The organism is Dactylosporangium sp. NPDC051087, from assembly GCF_055586325.1.
Genome location: NZ_JBVJIJ010000011.1, coordinates 302,832 through 318,530, shown reverse-complemented (window position 1 = coordinate 318,530; position 15,699 = coordinate 302,832). Strand labels below are relative to the sequence as shown.

Here is a 15,699-nt window from a genome sequence, read left to right as displayed (position 1 = left end):
ACCCATGACACCACCCGAAAAAGCCCGTCCTCGCAGGGGACGGGCGCCACCCGAGGGGGACCGTTGCCACCGAAACCAGTGGGTCCGCTGCGCCGGCTCATTCCCGTCGTCTTCGTCCTGGTACTCGTCGCGGGGCTGTTCGTGGTCTCGCGGCTGCCGTCCGCGTCCATCGAGGACCGGCAGACGATGGCGGCGCGGTTCGCGTTCACCGAACTGCCCATCGCGTTCCCGCCGGGCCTGCCGCAGCGCACGATCCGCACCGTGAACCCGAAGTACGAGCACATCCGCTCCTGGATCTCGTCGGTCGGCGCCGGGGTCGCGCTCAACGACCTCGACGGACAGGGCGGAGCCGACGACCTGTGCCTCGTCGACCCGCGCAGCGACAGCGTCGTCGTCACCCCGGCGCCCGGCGGAGCCGCCGGCTACGCGCCGTTCCTGCTCGACCCGGCGCCGCTGCCGATGGGGCCGGCGATCGCGCCGATGGGGTGCACGCCCGGCGACTTCAACGTCGACGGCCGGATGGACCTGCTCGTCGTCTACTGGGGCCGGACGCCCGTCGTGTTCCTGCAGAAGGAGGACGCGCAGGGGTCGCTGAGCCTGGCGTCGTACCACCCGGTCGAGCTGATCCCCCAGCAGCAGACCGCCGACGGCCTCTACCGCGGGCCGCTGTGGAACACCAACGCGACCGCGGTCGCCGACTTCGACGGCGACGGCAAGCCCGACATCGGCATCTTCAACTACTTCCCGGACACCCAGGTGCTCGACCCGCAGGGCATCCCCAACGTGCAGATGAACCACTCCATGTCCCGCGCGCAGAACGCGGGCGGCGCGCACGTCCTGCGGTGGACCGCGGCCACCGGCGGCGCCGAGCCGAGCGTCACCTACGAGCCGCAGACCGCGATCGACCCCCGGTACGCCTCCGGCTGGACCCTCGCCTCGGCGTCCGCGGACCTCGACGGTGACCTGCTGCCCGAGCTGTACCTCGCCAACGACTTCGGCAACGACCGCTTCTTCCACAACGTGTCGGTGCCGGGCCGCATCAAGTTCGCGCTGGCCGAGGGCCGCCGCGGCCCGCTGGACCCCAAGTCGCTGGTCGTCGGGCACGACTCGTTCAAGGGGATGTCCGTCGACTTCGCCGACCTCGGCAGCCGGGGCCGCTTCGACGCCTTCGTCAGCAACATCACCGAGGCGTGGGGGCTGGAGGAGAGCAACTTCGTCTGGCAGAACACCGCCGCCACCCCCCAGGAGGCGCGGGACCAGCTCAGCAAGGGCATCGCGCCCTTCGTGAACAGGGCCTCGGCGAAGAACCTCGCCTGGGTCGGCTGGGGCTGGGACGCGAAGATGGCCGACTTCGACAACAGCGGCCGGCTCGTCGTGGTGCAGTCCTGCGGCTTCGTCAAGGGCACGATCAACCGGTTCAACTGGCTGCAGGAGCTGGCCGCCAGCAACGACCTGATGCTGCGTGAGCCGGCCATGTGGCCCAACGCGCAGCCGGGCGACGACATCGCCGGCTCCAACGCGCTGGCGTTCTGGGCGCCGGAGGGCAACGGCCGCTACGCCGACCTGAGCCCGCAGCTCGGGCTCGCCGACAAGACCCCGACGCGGGGGGTCGCCGTGGGCGACATCGACGGCGACGGCCGCCAGGACTTCGCCGTGGCACGGCAGTGGGGGCCGCCGGCCTTCTACAAGAACACCAAGGCGGAGGTCGGCAACTTCCTCGGGCTGCGGCTGCACCGGCCCGCGCTCGGTGCCGCCCAGACCGGCGACGCCGGCACCCCGGCGTACGGCGCGCAGGCACGGGTGACCACCGCGGACGGCCGGACCCAGCTCGGCCAGCTCGACGGCGGCGGCGGGCACTCGGGCAAGCGCAGCTTCGACGTGTTCTTCGGGCTGGGCGCCCAGGGCGCCGCACCCGTCACCGTCGAGCTGAGCTGGCGCGACCTCACCGGCGCCACGCACCAGCAGACCCTGTCGCTGTCCGCGGGGTGGCACGACCTCATGCTCACCGACCAGGCCCAGGAGCTGACCAAGTCATGACGGACGTCAAACGCGCCGAGGAAGGCGCGACCACAACGGTCGAGGCCCAAGACGCGGCCCGCAACGGCGCCGGCCCGGCCCGGGCAGCCGCCGGCGCCGACCCGCGACCGCCCGTGCCCCGGGTGGACAAGCGCGACCCCCGCTACCTCGCCCTGCGCAACTTCGCCATCTCCATGTCCATCTTCAACATCCTCGGCTACACGATCCTCGGGTTCGAGCAGCCCTGGACCTGGCCGCTGTTCGCCCTGGCGATCGGGTACACCGCGGAGGTGGCGATCGAGTGGGTCGCCGCCCGCGCCCTGGGCCGCCGGCCGGCCTACAGCGGCAACGGCGCATGGGGTGTCTACACGTTCCTGCTGCCGACGCACATCACCGCGCTCGCCGCGAACATGCTGCTCTACGCCAACGACCTGTTCTGGCCGATCGCCTTCGCGGTGGTGGTGGCCGTCGGGCAGAAGGCCGTGCTGCAGGCCCCGATCAAGGGCCGCATGCGGCACTTCATGAACCCCTCGAACTTCGGCATCACCGTCGCGCTGCTCACGTTCTCGTGGGTCAACGTGGCGCCGCCGTACCACTTCACGGAGAACGTGCCCGACGTCTTCCGGATGTTCATCCCGATGGTGATCCTCACCGCGGGCACCATCCTCAACGCGATGCTCACGAAGAAGGTCGCGCTGATCGTGGGCTGGGTCGGCGGCTTCGTCATCCAGGCGCTGATCCGGCACTACGTCTGGGACGTGCAGCTCTGGGCGGCGCTGAGCGTCATGACCGGGGTGGCGTTCGTGCTGTTCACCAACTACATGATCACCGATCCGGGCACCACCCCCTCCAAACCCATGGACCAGTTCATGTTCGGCTCCATGGTGGCCACGGTGTACGGCGTCCTGATGCTCTTCAACGTCGTCTACACGCTGTTCTTCGCGGTCACGATCGTGTGCCTGGCCCGGGGCCTGTACTGGTGGGGCAAGTGGCTGCTGGGGCGGCGCGGTGAGCGCGCCGAGGTGCGGCCGGTGCCGCCGCCCGCGGCCGTCGAGCTCCCCATCGCCCGCTGATCCCCGCCGTGGACCGGCCGGTCCGTCCCGCCGGACCCGCGCGAGCAGCCGCGGGCGGGACGGACCGGCCGGTCGCCACCGTCGCACCTGGAAGAGATGAGGCTGTCATGACCGACATCCGTCAACCGGCCGCGCGGCACACGCGGGCGCCGGCCCGCTCGGGCCGGACCGGCCGGCTGATCGCCGGCAGCGTGCTGGCCGGCGTCGCGCTGGCCCTGCTCTGGTCGTACGAGTTCGTCGACAAGACCATCGGCGACAACGTCGCCAACACCCTGCTGGGCCACGACGCCAAGGCGACCGCCATCGGCGGCACCGCGGCGGGACTGCTCTTCGCCTTCGTCTCGGGGCTCGCCGGCACGTTCACGGCCTGCAACATCGCCATGGCCGCCTCGATCGGGCCGATGACCCACGCGGGCGCCGGCGGCACCCCGGCGGCCGGGCTGCGCTTCATGCTCCGGCCGCTGGGCCTGCTCACCCTGGGGACGGTCGTGGTCGCCGCCGTCTACGGGTTCGTCGGCGTCCTGCTCGGCGACTCCCTGCCGCAGCTCTCGACGGCGACGACGGCCGGCGGGATGCCCGTGCGGCTGGTGCAGTCCGTCGTGGTCTTCGGCGTGATCGGTCTCGCGTTCGTCTACCTCGGGCTCGCCGCCCTCGGCACGGTCCGGGACCCGTTCGCCCGCCGCCCGTTCGCCCGGGTGTTCGTCCTCGGCATGCTGGTCGGCGCCTTCCTGATCGGCCGGCCGTACCCGTTGTTCCACAAGCTCTTCCAGTGGGCCGCCGACAACGGCAACCCGCTCTACGGCGCCGGTGCCTTCGTGCTGCAGTCGCTGGGCAACATCGCGATCGTGGCCGCCCTGTTCGCCCTGGTCGTCCTCGTCACCCGCGGCGGCCTGGTCCGCTGGCTGGCCGCGCGACCGGCCCGCACCCTCGCCGTCACCGGCGCGCTGCTGCTTGCGCTGGGCGTATTCACCGTCGTCTACTGGACCGTCCGGGTGCCCGCGATGTTCGGCTACGGCTGGTTCCCGACGATGCCCTACAACTGAGCGGAGGCGCCCGGCATGGACGTGTCGACCCGGCAGTGGGAAGGGATCCGCCGCGACGTCGCCACCGCCGGCGACCGGTTCGCCGCCCTGGTGGAGGCGGCCGCGGCGGGCCGGCCGGCGACCCGGCACTGGTCGGTCGCCGACACCGCGGCCCACGTGGCCACGCTGACCGACCTCGACGCCGTCATCGCCAGGGCCTACCCGGAGCCGGCGTTCCCGCTCCCGGACGTGCACGAGCAGTGGCGGCGCACCACGGTCGACCGGGTCGACCTGCTGAACACCGAGGTGATGCGGTCGTTCGGGGAACGCGACCCGGCGACCCTCGCCGCCCGGATCCGCGCGGACTGCGCGGCGATGCTCGACGCCACGCGCCACGTCGACCCGTCGTCGCCGCTGCCCTGGCTGGGCAGCTCGACGCTGACGATGGCGGGGCTGTTCGCCCACATCGTCAACGAGTTCCACATCCACGGCCGGGACATCGCCCGGGCCGCCGGTGTCCCGCACGTGGTCCCGCCCGCCGAGGCGGCGCCGTTCTTCGAGGTCTTCTTCGTCGGGCTGGTCCGCGACGGGTACGGCCACCTGCTCGACACCGAGAAGGCACTGCCCGACGTCCGGGTGGCGGTCGCGTTCGAGTCGCGGTACACGGACCCGGTGACCCTGCTGCTCGCCGGGAACGTGGTGAGCGTCGCCGATCCGGGAACGCGACCGGACGTCCGGGTCGGCTACGACCCGGTCGTGTTCAACCTCATGCTCTTCGGCCGGGTCTCGCCGGTGCGGGCGGCGCTGTCCGGCGGCGTCCGCGTCGGCGGCCGCCGGCCCTGGCTGCTGCCCGCCTTCATGCGCAAGGTCCGCTGCCCGAAATGACACCCCGCCCGCGGTGACACCGCGGGCGGAGGCGGTGCCGGGTCAGCGGGTCCCGCCGCGCAGGACCCGGCGCACGATCGAGGGGCGCAGCAGCCGGGCCGGCGGGTCCACGAGGTTGAGCACGCGCAGGAACGCCGCACCCAGCACGGCGTCGGCGACGGCGGCCGCGTGGAGCCGGTGCACGTACCAGTTGACCAGCCGCACCCGGGCCGAGCGCGGCCCCGGCACCTGCGGGAAACGCAGGTCCGTGCCGACCGCGATGGACCACGGGCCGTCGATGAGCTTGCCGGCGCCGCGGAAGAAGCGCCGTGCCAGCCGGTCCGGGCCGCCGGGCAGGAGCGAGCGCAGCAGCAGCCCTTCGGTGGCGGCGACCGTCATGCCCTGGCCGTACACGGGATTGAAGCTGCAGACGGCGTCGCCGACCACCAGGTAGCCCAGCGGGAAACGGCGCAGCCGCTCGTAGTGCCGGCGCACGCTCGCCGGGTAGCGCATCCGCGCCGGGCCGCCCACCGGGACGGCGCCGCGCACCACCTCGCTGATCACCGGCATCCCCAGCGACTCGGCGAACCGCGCGAAGCCCTCCTCGTCCGGCGGCGGCTGCTCACCGAGCATCCCGCTGAGCGCCACCGCGAAGCGGCCGTCCTCCTGCGCGGCGACGATGCCGGTGCGCGGGCGGCCCGGCACGGCATTGGTCAGCGCGCCGAGCAGGCCGTCGAGGTGCCGGGGGTCGCGCTCGTAGAGGCGGGTGACGTAGGTGACGTCGACCGGGACCCGCTGCTCCGGCGGGGCCGGATAGCCGAGCCCGGCCAGCCACACCGGGCTGCGCGACGCCCGGCCGCAGGCGTCGACCACCAGGTCCGCGCGCATCCGGTACCCGGCACCGGTGCGCGGCGTCACGAGCACACCGGTGACCCGGCCGCGGTCCTCGGTGCTCAGCAGCGCGGTCACCTCGGCGGGCGGGCAGAACCGGACGTTGGGCAGGCTCCGCACCCGGGCCCGCACCGTGCCCTCCAGCAGCGGGCGGCTGACCCCCACGCCGACGAGGTCCGACGCGGCCCGGCGCATCGGGTGGCCGTCGTTGCGCCAGTGCACCTGGTCGTGCAGGTCGACCAGCGGCGCGCCGGCGGCGCACAGCTCGCCGCTGAGGCCCTCGAAGAGCTCGTCGAGCGCGCGCCGGCCCTGCGCCAGCAGCACGTGCAGCTGGCGGGACTGCGGGACCCCGCGCCGTGCCGACGGCACGTCGGGCAGCGGGTCGCGGTCGATGACCGTGACGGTGTCGTACGCGTCGCTGAGCACCCGGGCGGCGATCAGGCCGGCCATGCCGGCGCCGAGCACCACGGCGTTGCCTGCGGAGACCATGGCCCCGACGCTAGGCGGGCCGGCCGGGCCCGTCGTCTTCCCGCATGCGCACCTCGCATGGGGACCCCGCGAACACTTCTGCCGCGTCCGGCGAAGTACGGGTGTGATGCAACTGTGGACGACGTGGAGGAGGCGGACGTGGCAGTGGTGACACAGCCGGACACCGACGCCGACCTCATCGCGCAGGCGACAGCCGCGCCCGAGCGGTTCACCGCCGTGTTCGACCGGCACTACCGGCAGATCTACGCGTACGCGGCCCGCCGGCTCGGGCCCGACCTGGCCGAGGACGTGGCGTCGGAGACGTTCCTGATCGCGTTCGACCGGCGGCACACGTACGACAGCGCGCGCGCCGACGTGCGGCCCTGGCTGTACGGCATCGCGTCGAACCTCATCGCCCGGCACGCGCGGGCCGAGACGCGCAGGTACCGGGCCCTGGCCAGGGCCGGCGACGGGCAGGACGCGGCCGACCACGCCGACGCCGTCGCGGGACGGATCGACGCGACGGCCGTGCGTGGCCGGCTCGCCGGCGCGCTGCGGCGGCTGCCGGAGCCGGTGCGGGCGGTGCTGCTGCTCGTGGCGTGGGCCGGGCTCAGCCAGCAGGAGGCCGCGGCGGCGCTCGACATTCCCGCCGGCACGGCCAGGTCCCGGTTGCACCGGGCGCGTCAGGAGATGCGGCAGGCGCTCGGCGCCGAGATCGAGATGAGTGAGTGATGGACGAGATCAGTGTGCTGCGCGAGGCGTTCGGGCCCGACGAGGTCCCCGGCCGGGCGGCGGAAGGCCGGGCCCGGGCGGCCCTGCGCGAGCGGATGTCTTCGAAGGAGCAGCGGGTGACCAGCCTGGACCGGCACCGCCGGAAGCGTTTCGCGTTCACGGCCGGGATCGCCGCGGCGGCCGCCGCCATGGTCGCCGCCGCGGTCGTCGCCGTCGCGGTGACCAGGGACGGCGACGGCCCGCCGGTGCCGGGCACCGGGCCGGCGTTGTCCGCGGTGCTGCCGTTCGCCGTGCCGGCCAGCGCCGCGGAGTACCTGGAGAACGCCGCCTGGTCCGCCGAGCGCCGGCCGTGGAAGCACCCCCGGCCGGACCAGTTCATGTACATCGAGACGCTCGAGCTGCGCAACAAGCCGGCGTACGAGAACGAGCACCCGAACGCCGCGATCAGGCCGGAGCTGAGCGAGAACCGCAGGATCCAGGAGTGGAACAGCGTCGACGGTCAGGTCAGGGCCGGCTACGAGAACGGCCGGCTCGTGGTGACCAGGCGCGGGGAGGGCGGCGTGACCTGGGGCCGGGTCCCCTGGTCGACGATCACGTCGATGACCGGCCCGGACAAGGTCCCGGACGCCGTGCCCGGCCCCGGGTCGATGGCGGTCGACGTGGACGGGTTCATCGGCCAGTACGTGGTGCCGCCGAACGTGCAGGCGGCGATCTTCCGGCACCTGGCCCGGTCGCCGGGGATGACCGTCAACCCTGACGCGGTGAACATCGACGGCCGCCCGGCGGTCGGGCTCGGCCGGATCCTCGAGGGTTACCTGTCGCAGGAGCTGCTGTTCGACAAGCAGACCTACCGGTTCATCGGCGAGCGGCTGGTCGCGGTCGAGGACCACGTGACCCACGGCGACGACGCCGACCTGGTCAGCCACCGCGGCGACGTGTACCGCCAGGTCATCTACGCGACGATGACCATCGTCGACCGCCCCGGGGACACCCGGTAGCGGTCACCCGACGACGGTGACCGCGATGGACCTCGGCGACGCCCCGGCGGAGTTCAGCGCGGTCACCTCGAACGTATGCGGGCCCGCGGCCACGTTCGTGACCAGCTGCGCCGGGCCGTACGCCCAGGCGATCCGGACACCGTCGCGGTAGATGTCGTAGCCGTCGGTCGCGGTCTGGACCGCCTCCCAGGCCAGCCACACCTGGCCGGGCCCGGCGACGGTGGCGACGACCGAACGGGGCGCGTAGGGCGGCGTGTCCCGGCTCGGCATCGTGTTGGCCGTGACGGGCCCCGACGGCGCCGACTCGCCGGCCGCGCTGACCGCCGACACCGCGTACGTGTGCGAGCTGCCGGGAGCGAGCCCGGTCAGCACGGCGGTCGGCTCGGAGCCCGCGGTGGTGGCCCGCAACGCGCCGTCCTGGTAGATCCGGTACCGACCGGCGCCCGGCGAACCGGTCCAGCTCAGCCGCACCGAGTGGCTGGTGGCCTCGGACGGTGCCAGGTCGGCCGGCGGCGCCGGGACGGTGCTCGTGCTGTCCGGGCCGGAGAGCACGAGGTCGTCCGCGTCGAAGGCGGCCTGGGCGTACCAGCCGTGCACGTACACGCGGACGGCCGTCGTCGCCGGTCCGGTGGCGAAGGCGACCGACAGCCGGGTCCACTGCTCGCCCGGCGGCGCCCAGGTCCCGCCGAGCTCGGTGCCGAGGAAGGCGTACCCGCCGCGGACCCAGCCGGACAGGGTGTAGGAGGAGCCCGGCCGCACCGGGACGACCTGCGCGCACTCGGCCTTCGACGCCGGCGTGGGCGTCCCGGTCAGCGAGTACTGCCCGGAGTGCCCGCCCCAGGTGGCGGCCGTGCCCGGGTCGCAGGTCCACCGGGTGAGCGGCAGCCCGTACGCCGCCGACTCGAATCCGGGGTTCGCCAGCAGGTCGACCTCCGGCGGCGGGATCGCGGCGGCAGCACCCGGCGCCACCTGAACCCCTGCCGTGCCGCCTGCCAGGACGCCCGCCAGGGCGGCAGCGATCAGCCGGTGCATGGCATGCCCCTTCACCCGAACCGGACCGGCCACCGATCCGGCCGCGATTCTGTAAGGAAACCTTCCTGAACTACGGATGTCAATGACCGGGGCGCCTTCCCAGGTGGGAGGCGCCCCGGCCGGCGAGAGGGTCAGAGGGTGAGGGTCCAGGCGTTGATGTAGCCGTTGTCCGACGACGCGGCGTCCTGCACCCGCAGCCGCCAGGTGCCGTTGCGAGCCTCGGAGGACAGGTTGACGGTGGAGGTCTGGTCGATGTTGTCGGCGCTGCCCCCGCTGCGGTTGTGCAGGATGTACGTGGAGCCGTCGGGCGCGACGAGGGTGACGACGAGGTCGCCGCGGTAGGTGTGGACGATGTGCACCTCGACGGTGCTGGCGGCCGACGCGTTGCCGGCGCAGCCGCTGATCGTGATCGGGCTCTCCACGGTCGCGAGGTCCACGATCGTCACGTCGGCGGGGTTGGTGCCGGTGCAGCTGGGCCCGGACCCAGTGCCGGCGTCGAGGGTCCACGTGTTGATGTAGCCGTTGTCCGACGCCGCGGCGTCCTGCACCCGCAGCCGCCAGGTGCCGTTGGCGACCTCGGACGACAGGTTGACGGTCGAGGTCTGGTCGATGTTGTCGGCGCTGCCCCCGCTGCGGTTGTGCAGGATGTACGGGGTGCCGTCGGGCGCGACGAGGGTGACGACGAGGTCGCCGCGGTAGGTGTGGACGATGTGCACCTCGACCGTGCTGGTGGCCGACGCGTTGCCGGTGCAGCCGGAGACCGTCACCGTGCTCTCCACCGTCGTCAGGTCGACGATCGCGACGTCCGTGTTGTTGACGGCGGTGCAGGTCCCGGCCGCGGCGGCGGGGCTGCCGCCCACCGCCAGGGTGACCGCCGCCGCCGACAGTGCCAGCAGCCCGGCGCCGATCCACCGCAGTGCCGATGTTCCCGCTGTGCGCATCGTTCCTCCTTGTTTCCCGCAAAGGTCACGAGGAGGACGGCCGGCGGCGGCGAACCGGACGTCGTGAACCCGACACCCGGGCCCGGAGGGTCAGAGACCGGCGGCCCGGCCGCCGTCGACGTGCAGGACCTCGCCCGTGACGAAGCCGGCGGTCTCCAGGTAGAGGACGGCGTCGACGATGTCACCCGGCTCGCCGATCCGGCCGGTGGGCTGCAGCGCGGCGAGTGCGTCGTGCGTCTCCGGCGCGTGCATCGGGGTGCGGACGACGCCGGGGGCGACGGCGTTGACCCGGATGCCGCGGGCCGCGTACTCGACGGCCAGGGACTTCGTGACGGCGTTGAGCCCGCCCTTCGTGAGCGCGGCGAGTGCCGACGGCGCACCCGGGGTCGGGTGGTCGGCGAGGCTGGCCGTGACGTTGACGACGTGCCCGCCGCCCTGGGTGAGCATCGCCGCGACGGCGCGCTGCGTCACGTCGAAGAAGCCGCGCAGGTTGACGCCGGTGACCAGGTCGAAGTCGGCGGACGTGTAGTCGGTGAACGGTTTGGCGACGAACACCCCGGCGTTGTTGACGAGCGTGTCGACGCGCCCGAACGTGGCCAGGGCCCGCTCGACGACGCGGGCGCCGGCGGCCGGGTCGGCGATGTCACCGGCGACGGTCGCCAGCAGCGGGTCGCCGGACGGCCCGATCGAGCGGGAGGTGGCGACGACGGCGTAGCCGAGCTTGCGGTACGCGGCGGTGACGGCCGCGCCGATGCCCTGCGAGGCGCCGGTGACGACGGCGACGTGCTGAGTGCTCATGGGACGCTCCATGCTCCGCTGTGCGGGGACTGCCGCGGCCTACCCGCGATCCGCGCCGTGATGCGACCCGGGTGGATGATGGTGCGCCGATGACGCTGCCGATGATGTGAGGTGCGGGCTGATGGGTACGTCGTACGGGCCGGGCGTTCTCGACCTGGTCGCCGACGCCGACGTCGCCGAGGGTGACGGCGCGGTCGCGTGGCTGCTGGAGTTCGCCGCGATCGGGCTGAGCCGCCGCTTCCGCGACGTCGTCGGCGGGCGGGTCGCCGAGTTCACCTACGACGGGGGCGAGGTCGCCTGGCGGTGGCTGGGCGACGACGAGGCCGCGCCGATCCTGGCCGCCGGGACCTGCTTCGGCGACACCCACGACGAATGGCCCGGGCCGATGGAGCACGACCTGTTCGTGCCCAACAGCACCGACGCCGGCCCGGGCAGGGTGGCGGCGCCCGGGTCACCGGTCGACGGATGGTTCCGCACGCCGATCGAGCCGGTCGTCGGGCAGCTGCGGGGCCTGCTCGACGACATCGACCGCGGCGACTACGACGGCGACCCGGAGACGATCACGGAGCTGCTCGGACACCTCGAGTTCTGCCGCGCCCACGACCTGCTCCTCGTGGTCGCCTGACGCGCGTTTTCCGCTACAGTCGGATCTTCGGCGAATTCGGGGAGGGTCGATGGCACAGGACATCCACGTCACGTCCAACGCGATCCGGCAGCTCGGCAAGGACCTGGTGGAGGACGCGGCGCCCGCGTTCGACCCGGTCGCCCGGCGGGTGGCGGAGGCGATGATCGAGCCACCGGGGTTCGGGCTGCTCGGGTTCGCGCTGCAGGGTGCGTACGACTCGGCGCAGCAGTACCTCGCCGACTACGTGAAAGCGGGCCAGGACCAGCTGACCACGTTCCGTGACAAGCTCGACGGCATCGCGACCCAGTGGGAGCAGGCCGAGTCGACCAACCAGGTCATGTACCGCTAGGAGACGTCATGAACCCGTTCAGCTCTGGTGTCATCATGCTGCGGTTCGCCCTGGGCTCGTCGTTCGGGGCGGCGCCGTTCGTGTCGAGCGCCGTGCGGCTGGGCATCGCCGTCGGCCTGGGGGTCTCCAACCCGGGGTCGATCTGGCAGACCGGCGAGGAGTGGAAGCAGACCGCTGCCATGCTCGAGGTCGTCAAGACCCGGATCACCAACGCGAACACGAAGGTCAACCCCCAGTGGATCGCCGAGGACAAGGACGCCTACCTCAACGCCGTCTCCGTCTACAACCAGGAGGTCGACGACCTCAAGAAGTATCTGGAGAACGTCGGGACCGGCCTGCAGACGGTCGCCGCGGCCTACTACGCCTTCGCGGTGATGGCGATCGTGGCGGGGACGTTCGCGTTCGCCTGCGCCGTCGCGGTCGGCCTCGCGATGGCCACGCCGGCGTTCCCCGCGGTGCGGGCGGCGGCCGAGGCGGCGGTGTCGGCGGTCGCGATGACCGCAGGCGCGGCGGCGAAGACCATCACGGCGATCGCCGGCGGCGCCACCGCGATCCTTCTGGCGGGTGTCGCGCTGTCGAAGGCGTTCCAGTCGCAGCCGGGCGGCGTCAAGGGCGCCGACTTCAAGGTGATCACGATCGACTACTCGCCGTTGAACGGCAGCGACTACGTCGCCCCCCGGCGCGAGCTGCCGGGCCCGGCGAAATGATCGGCCCGGCGAAATGATCGGCCCGGCGACGTGAGCGGTGCCCAGGTCGGGTATGAGTGGGCGGCCGGCACGCGGTGCCGGCTCGGCGAAGTGAGGTAGGACGGCAGTGGACCCGAACATGGACCCCGACCGGCTGGTCGAGGACGCGCTGCGGCAGATGCGGCAGGTCGAGGACTTCCAGCGGCGGTCGGCGGCGATGGTCGGCCGCGGCGAGGCCCTCGACGGTCTCGTCACCGCCGAGGCGCGCGGCGACGCCGGCCTGTCGCGGATCACCATCGACCCGCGGGCGATGCGGTCCCCGGCGCAGGACCTCGGCGACGCGACCCTGCGGGCCGCCCAGGGCGCCCTGGAGGACCTGCGGCGGCAGACGATGGAGGCGATGCGCGACATCCTCGGCGACGACGTGATGGCCGCGGTCGACGGCACCGGCGACCCGAGCAAGCTCGTCGCGGAGGCCGAGCAGCGCTTCCAGATGTCGGCGGACGAGGCGATGGAGACCCTCGACCGGCTCCGCCGCCAGGGCGGGTTCTGACCGTGCCGCCGGTCGTGCTGCGGCGGGCCCGGGCGCTGCACCGCAGCCACCGCGCCGCCCTGCTGGCGCTCACGTTCCTGCTGCTCATGGTGGCGTACAGCGTCGTGCAGGTGGCCATCTACAGCGGCGACTACGACGTGCCCGAGGTGCTCGACACGCTCGGGTTCGGGCTGCGCTGGGGCTGGACGGTCCTCGCCGTGCTCTTCGCCGCGCTCGCCCTGACGCTGGTCGCCCTGGAGCTGAGCTGGCTGACCGGCACGACCGAGGTCACCGACCACGGCATCGTGCTGCGCTCCGGCCCGCACTCGGCGACGGTCGGCTGGATCGACGTCGAGGAGCTGCGCGCCGTCCCGGCCGCCGGCGGCCACCTCTTCCACCTGCGCACCACCGTGCCGATGCCGCGCCCGCCCCGGCTCGGCCTGCAGGGCCGCCGCGAGGCCTGGCTCGGCTGGCACGCCGGCGGCGAGGCGGCGGTGGCCGCCGTCGCCCGCCCGCACCTCGGCGTCAAGTACCGGTCCGCGTCCCGCCCCTGACCGGCGTCACACCGTGGGCCAGCCGTCCGGGGAGTCCTCCCAGGCCTCCTGCCGCCCGTAGACGGTGAGGTCGCGGATGTTGGTGGTGAACAGCAGCCGGTCGACGCCGCGGGACGTCGTCGAGTAGGTCTTGTAGACCGTGTCGCCGTCGCGCAGGAAGGCGGTGAGCACGAAGCCGCCGCCGGCGCCGCAGTCCGCGGCGAACGTGGTGCCCCGCGACGACACGAACGGCACCGTCCAGCCGCGCTCCGCCTTGTACGCCTCGATCTGCGGCAACGGCATGTCCGACACCGTCACCCAGGTGACCCCGCGCTCGGCGAGGATCGCGGGCGCGCCCGCGGGCACGTTGTCGGTGAAATACGTGCAGCCGGGGCAGCGGTGGTCCGGGCCGTTGTCCATGAACTGGTAGGTGACCAGCTGGGAGCGCCCCTGGAACAGGTCGGGGAGGGTGCGCTCGCCGTCCGGTGCCCGGAAGGTGTACGACCCGTCGAAGCGCACCATCGGCAGCCGCCGCCGGCGGGCGGCGAGGGCGTCCTGGGCCCGGGTGGCTTCCTTCTCCGCGCGCAGGAGGTCTTCGCGGGCCGCCTGCCACTCCTCGGTCGAGACGATCTCGGGATGTGCCATCCGTCGATCCTGCCTCAGAGCCCGACGGGCCGCCCGGCGATGGTGAGATACGTGTAGCCGAGCCGGCTCAGCCGCTGCGGGTCCAGCACGTTGCGGCCGTCCAGGACGACCGGGGTGCGCATGAGACCGACATACTTGCCCCAGTCGAGCTCCAGATACTGCGGCCACTCGGTGACCAGCACGACGGCGTCGCTGTCGTCGAACACCTCGTCGACGGTCTCGCACAGGCTGGCGGCGAGGTCCGGCTCCTCGGTGCGGAAGCGCTCGGCGGCGATCGGGTCGTGCAGCTTCACCCGGGCGCCGCGGGCGGTCATCAGCCGGGCGATGTCGATCGCGGGGGAGTCGCGCAGGTCGTCGGTGTTGGGCTTGAACGCGAGGCCCAGCAGGCCGATCTTGCGGCCCTTGAGGATGCGCAGCTCGTCGAGGAGCTTGTTGACCGCCTCCTCGCGCTGACGCTGGTTGACCTCGCGGGCGGCGGACACGATCGGCATGTCGTAGCTGTACTCGGCGGCGGTCGCGATCAGCGCCGCGGTGTCCTTGCCGAAGCACGACCCGCCCCAGCCGACGCCCGGCTGCAGGAACCGCGACCCGATCCGCGCGTCGAGCCCGGTGCCCCGCGCGACCTGGTTGATGTCGGCGCCGACCTTGTTGGCCAGCTTGCCGATCTCGTTGATGTAGCTGATCTTCAGCGCCAGGAACGCGTTGGCCGCGTACTTGATCAGCTCGGCCGACGCGAGGTCCGTGGAGACCAGCGGCACGGCGCCGACCTCCTCGGGCCGCGGCAGGAACGTCGGCGCCGTGAACGACTGGTTGAGCACCGCCCGGTAGAGCCGGTTGAGCACGTCGAGGCTGCGCGGGTTGTCCGAGCCGATGACGATCCTGTCCGGATACAGCGTGTCGTGGATCGCCGAGCCCTCCCGCAGGAACTCCGGGTTGGACGCCACCGCGAACTCGCCCGCCGCCCGCCGCGAGTGGAACTGCTCGAACGACTCCCGCAGGATCGACTCGACCCAGTTGCCGCTGCCGATGGGCACCGTCGACTTGTTGACCACCACGGTGAACTCGCCGTCGATCGTCTCGCCGATGCGCTCCGCGGCCATCCGCAGATACCGCAGGTCGGGCTGCCCGTCCGGCAGCGACGGCGTCTGCACGGCGACGAACACGACCTCGGCGCCGGGGACGCCCTCGGCGTAGTCGGTGGTGAAGGTCAGGTTGTGCGCGGCCTCGTGCATGAGCTCGTCCAGGAACGGCTCATAGATCGGCGACCGCCCCCCGCGGAGCAGGTCGACCTTCTCCCGGTTGAGGTCGACACACGTGACCTCGTGCCCGAGATAGGCCAGGCAGATGCCGGTGGTGAGGCCGACATAACCGGTTCCCACGACGCATACCTTCACCCGCCGATGATACACAGTCGTGACTCTGCACCTGATATGTCTGATTTCGGGGTGGTGCCGGGCCTGAACATTGGGCCCCGCGCCTGGGCCTTCCGGTTCA

The 15,699-nt window shown here is 72.7% G+C and carries 16 protein-coding genes and 1 pseudogene; 11 read left to right on the top strand and 6 right to left on the bottom strand.

The window, feature by feature from the left end:
- Positions 1-63: 63 nt before the first annotated feature.
- The 4 genes from ACZ6TV_RS22935 (at position 64) to ACZ6TV_RS22920 (ending at position 4,996) form a co-directional block, all read left to right on the top strand.
- Positions 64-2,037: a CRTAC1 family protein gene (locus ACZ6TV_RS22935; protein WP_465299248.1), complete on the top strand. Its 1,974-nt coding sequence runs from the start codon at positions 64-66 to the stop codon at positions 2,035-2,037.
- Positions 2,034-3,089 carry an enediyne biosynthesis protein gene (locus ACZ6TV_RS22930; RefSeq protein WP_465299247.1) on the top strand — a complete coding sequence of 352 codons (1,056 nt, stop codon included), beginning with the start codon at positions 2,034-2,036 and terminating at the stop codon, positions 3,087-3,089. The genes ACZ6TV_RS22935 and ACZ6TV_RS22930 overlap by 4 nt, the downstream gene beginning before the upstream one ends.
- Positions 3,090-3,196: 107 nt before the next feature.
- Positions 3,197-4,132: a hypothetical protein gene (locus ACZ6TV_RS22925; RefSeq protein ID WP_465299246.1), complete on the top strand. Its 936-nt coding sequence runs from the start codon at positions 3,197-3,199 to the stop codon at positions 4,130-4,132.
- 15 nt (positions 4,133-4,147) lie between these two features.
- Entirely contained in the window at positions 4,148-4,996 is an 849-nt protein-coding gene (locus ACZ6TV_RS22920) for a maleylpyruvate isomerase N-terminal domain-containing protein (protein WP_465299245.1), read from the top strand.
- Between the two features lie 42 nt (positions 4,997-5,038).
- Here ACZ6TV_RS22920 and ACZ6TV_RS22915 read toward each other — a convergent pair whose 3' ends face one another.
- Positions 5,039-6,355, bottom strand: a complete 1,317-nt coding sequence (locus ACZ6TV_RS22915) for an FAD-dependent oxidoreductase (RefSeq protein WP_465299244.1) — start codon at positions 6,353-6,355, stop codon at positions 5,039-5,041.
- Between the two features lie 138 nt (positions 6,356-6,493).
- Here ACZ6TV_RS22915 and ACZ6TV_RS22910 point away from each other — a divergent pair, with 138 nt between their 5' ends.
- A complete protein-coding gene (locus tag ACZ6TV_RS22910; RefSeq protein ID WP_465299243.1) occupies positions 6,494-7,066 on the top strand; it encodes an RNA polymerase sigma factor in 573 nt (190 codons plus the stop codon).
- Positions 7,066-8,064 carry a CU044_5270 family protein gene (locus tag ACZ6TV_RS22905; RefSeq protein WP_465299242.1) on the top strand — a complete coding sequence of 333 codons (999 nt, stop codon included), beginning with the start codon at positions 7,066-7,068 and terminating at the stop codon, positions 8,062-8,064. Before ACZ6TV_RS22910 ends, ACZ6TV_RS22905 begins: the two co-directional genes overlap by 1 nt.
- 3 nt (positions 8,065-8,067) lie before the next feature.
- Here the strand turns inward: ACZ6TV_RS22905 and ACZ6TV_RS22900 are convergent, their stop codons facing one another.
- From ACZ6TV_RS22900 to ACZ6TV_RS22890, 3 genes and pseudogenes are all read right to left on the bottom strand, one after another.
- Positions 8,068-9,096 (bottom strand): fibronectin type III domain-containing protein, encoded by a 1,029-nt coding sequence (locus ACZ6TV_RS22900; RefSeq protein WP_465299241.1) that lies wholly within the window; start codon positions 9,094-9,096, stop codon positions 8,068-8,070.
- Positions 9,097-9,227: 131 nt separating this feature from the next.
- A pseudogene (locus ACZ6TV_RS22895) lies at positions 9,228-9,914 on the bottom strand (proprotein convertase P-domain-containing protein); the annotation flags it as partial.
- A gap of 213 nt (positions 9,915-10,127) precedes the next feature.
- The gene (locus ACZ6TV_RS22890; RefSeq protein WP_465299240.1) at positions 10,128-10,835 is read right to left on the bottom strand and encodes an SDR family NAD(P)-dependent oxidoreductase; all 708 of its coding nucleotides are present in this window, start codon (positions 10,833-10,835) and stop codon (positions 10,128-10,130) included.
- Positions 10,836-10,956: 121 nt separating this feature from the next.
- Here ACZ6TV_RS22890 and ACZ6TV_RS22885 point away from each other — a divergent pair, with 121 nt between their 5' ends.
- The 5 genes from ACZ6TV_RS22885 (at position 10,957) to ACZ6TV_RS22865 (ending at position 13,581) form a co-directional block, all read left to right on the top strand.
- Entirely contained in the window at positions 10,957-11,460 is a 504-nt protein-coding gene (locus ACZ6TV_RS22885; RefSeq protein ID WP_465299239.1) for a hypothetical protein, read from the top strand.
- A gap of 49 nt (positions 11,461-11,509) precedes the next feature.
- Entirely contained in the window at positions 11,510-11,809 is a 300-nt protein-coding gene (locus ACZ6TV_RS22880; RefSeq protein ID WP_465299238.1) for a hypothetical protein, read from the top strand.
- Between the two features lie 8 nt (positions 11,810-11,817).
- Positions 11,818-12,516, top strand: a complete 699-nt coding sequence (locus ACZ6TV_RS22875) for a hypothetical protein (protein WP_465299237.1) — start codon at positions 11,818-11,820, stop codon at positions 12,514-12,516.
- 118 nt (positions 12,517-12,634) lie between these two features.
- The gene (locus ACZ6TV_RS22870; RefSeq protein ID WP_465299236.1) at positions 12,635-13,048 is read left to right on the top strand and encodes a YbaB/EbfC family nucleoid-associated protein; all 414 of its coding nucleotides are present in this window, start codon (positions 12,635-12,637) and stop codon (positions 13,046-13,048) included.
- 2 nt (positions 13,049-13,050) lie between these two features.
- Positions 13,051-13,581, top strand: coding sequence for a hypothetical protein (locus ACZ6TV_RS22865; RefSeq protein WP_465299235.1), 531 nt, complete (start codon positions 13,051-13,053; stop codon positions 13,579-13,581).
- Between the two features lie 6 nt (positions 13,582-13,587).
- Here the strand turns inward: ACZ6TV_RS22865 and ACZ6TV_RS22860 are convergent, their stop codons facing one another.
- Both ACZ6TV_RS22860 and ACZ6TV_RS22855 read right to left on the bottom strand, forming a co-directional pair.
- Positions 13,588-14,205, bottom strand: a complete 618-nt coding sequence (locus ACZ6TV_RS22860) for a DUF899 domain-containing protein (protein ID WP_465299234.1) — start codon at positions 14,203-14,205, stop codon at positions 13,588-13,590.
- A 14-nt stretch (positions 14,206-14,219) separates the two neighbouring features.
- On the bottom strand, positions 14,220-15,599 hold the full coding sequence (locus ACZ6TV_RS22855; protein ID WP_465299233.1) for a UDP-glucose dehydrogenase family protein: 1,380 nt from the start codon (positions 15,597-15,599) through the stop codon (positions 14,220-14,222).
- Positions 15,600-15,699 lie beyond the last annotated feature (100 nt).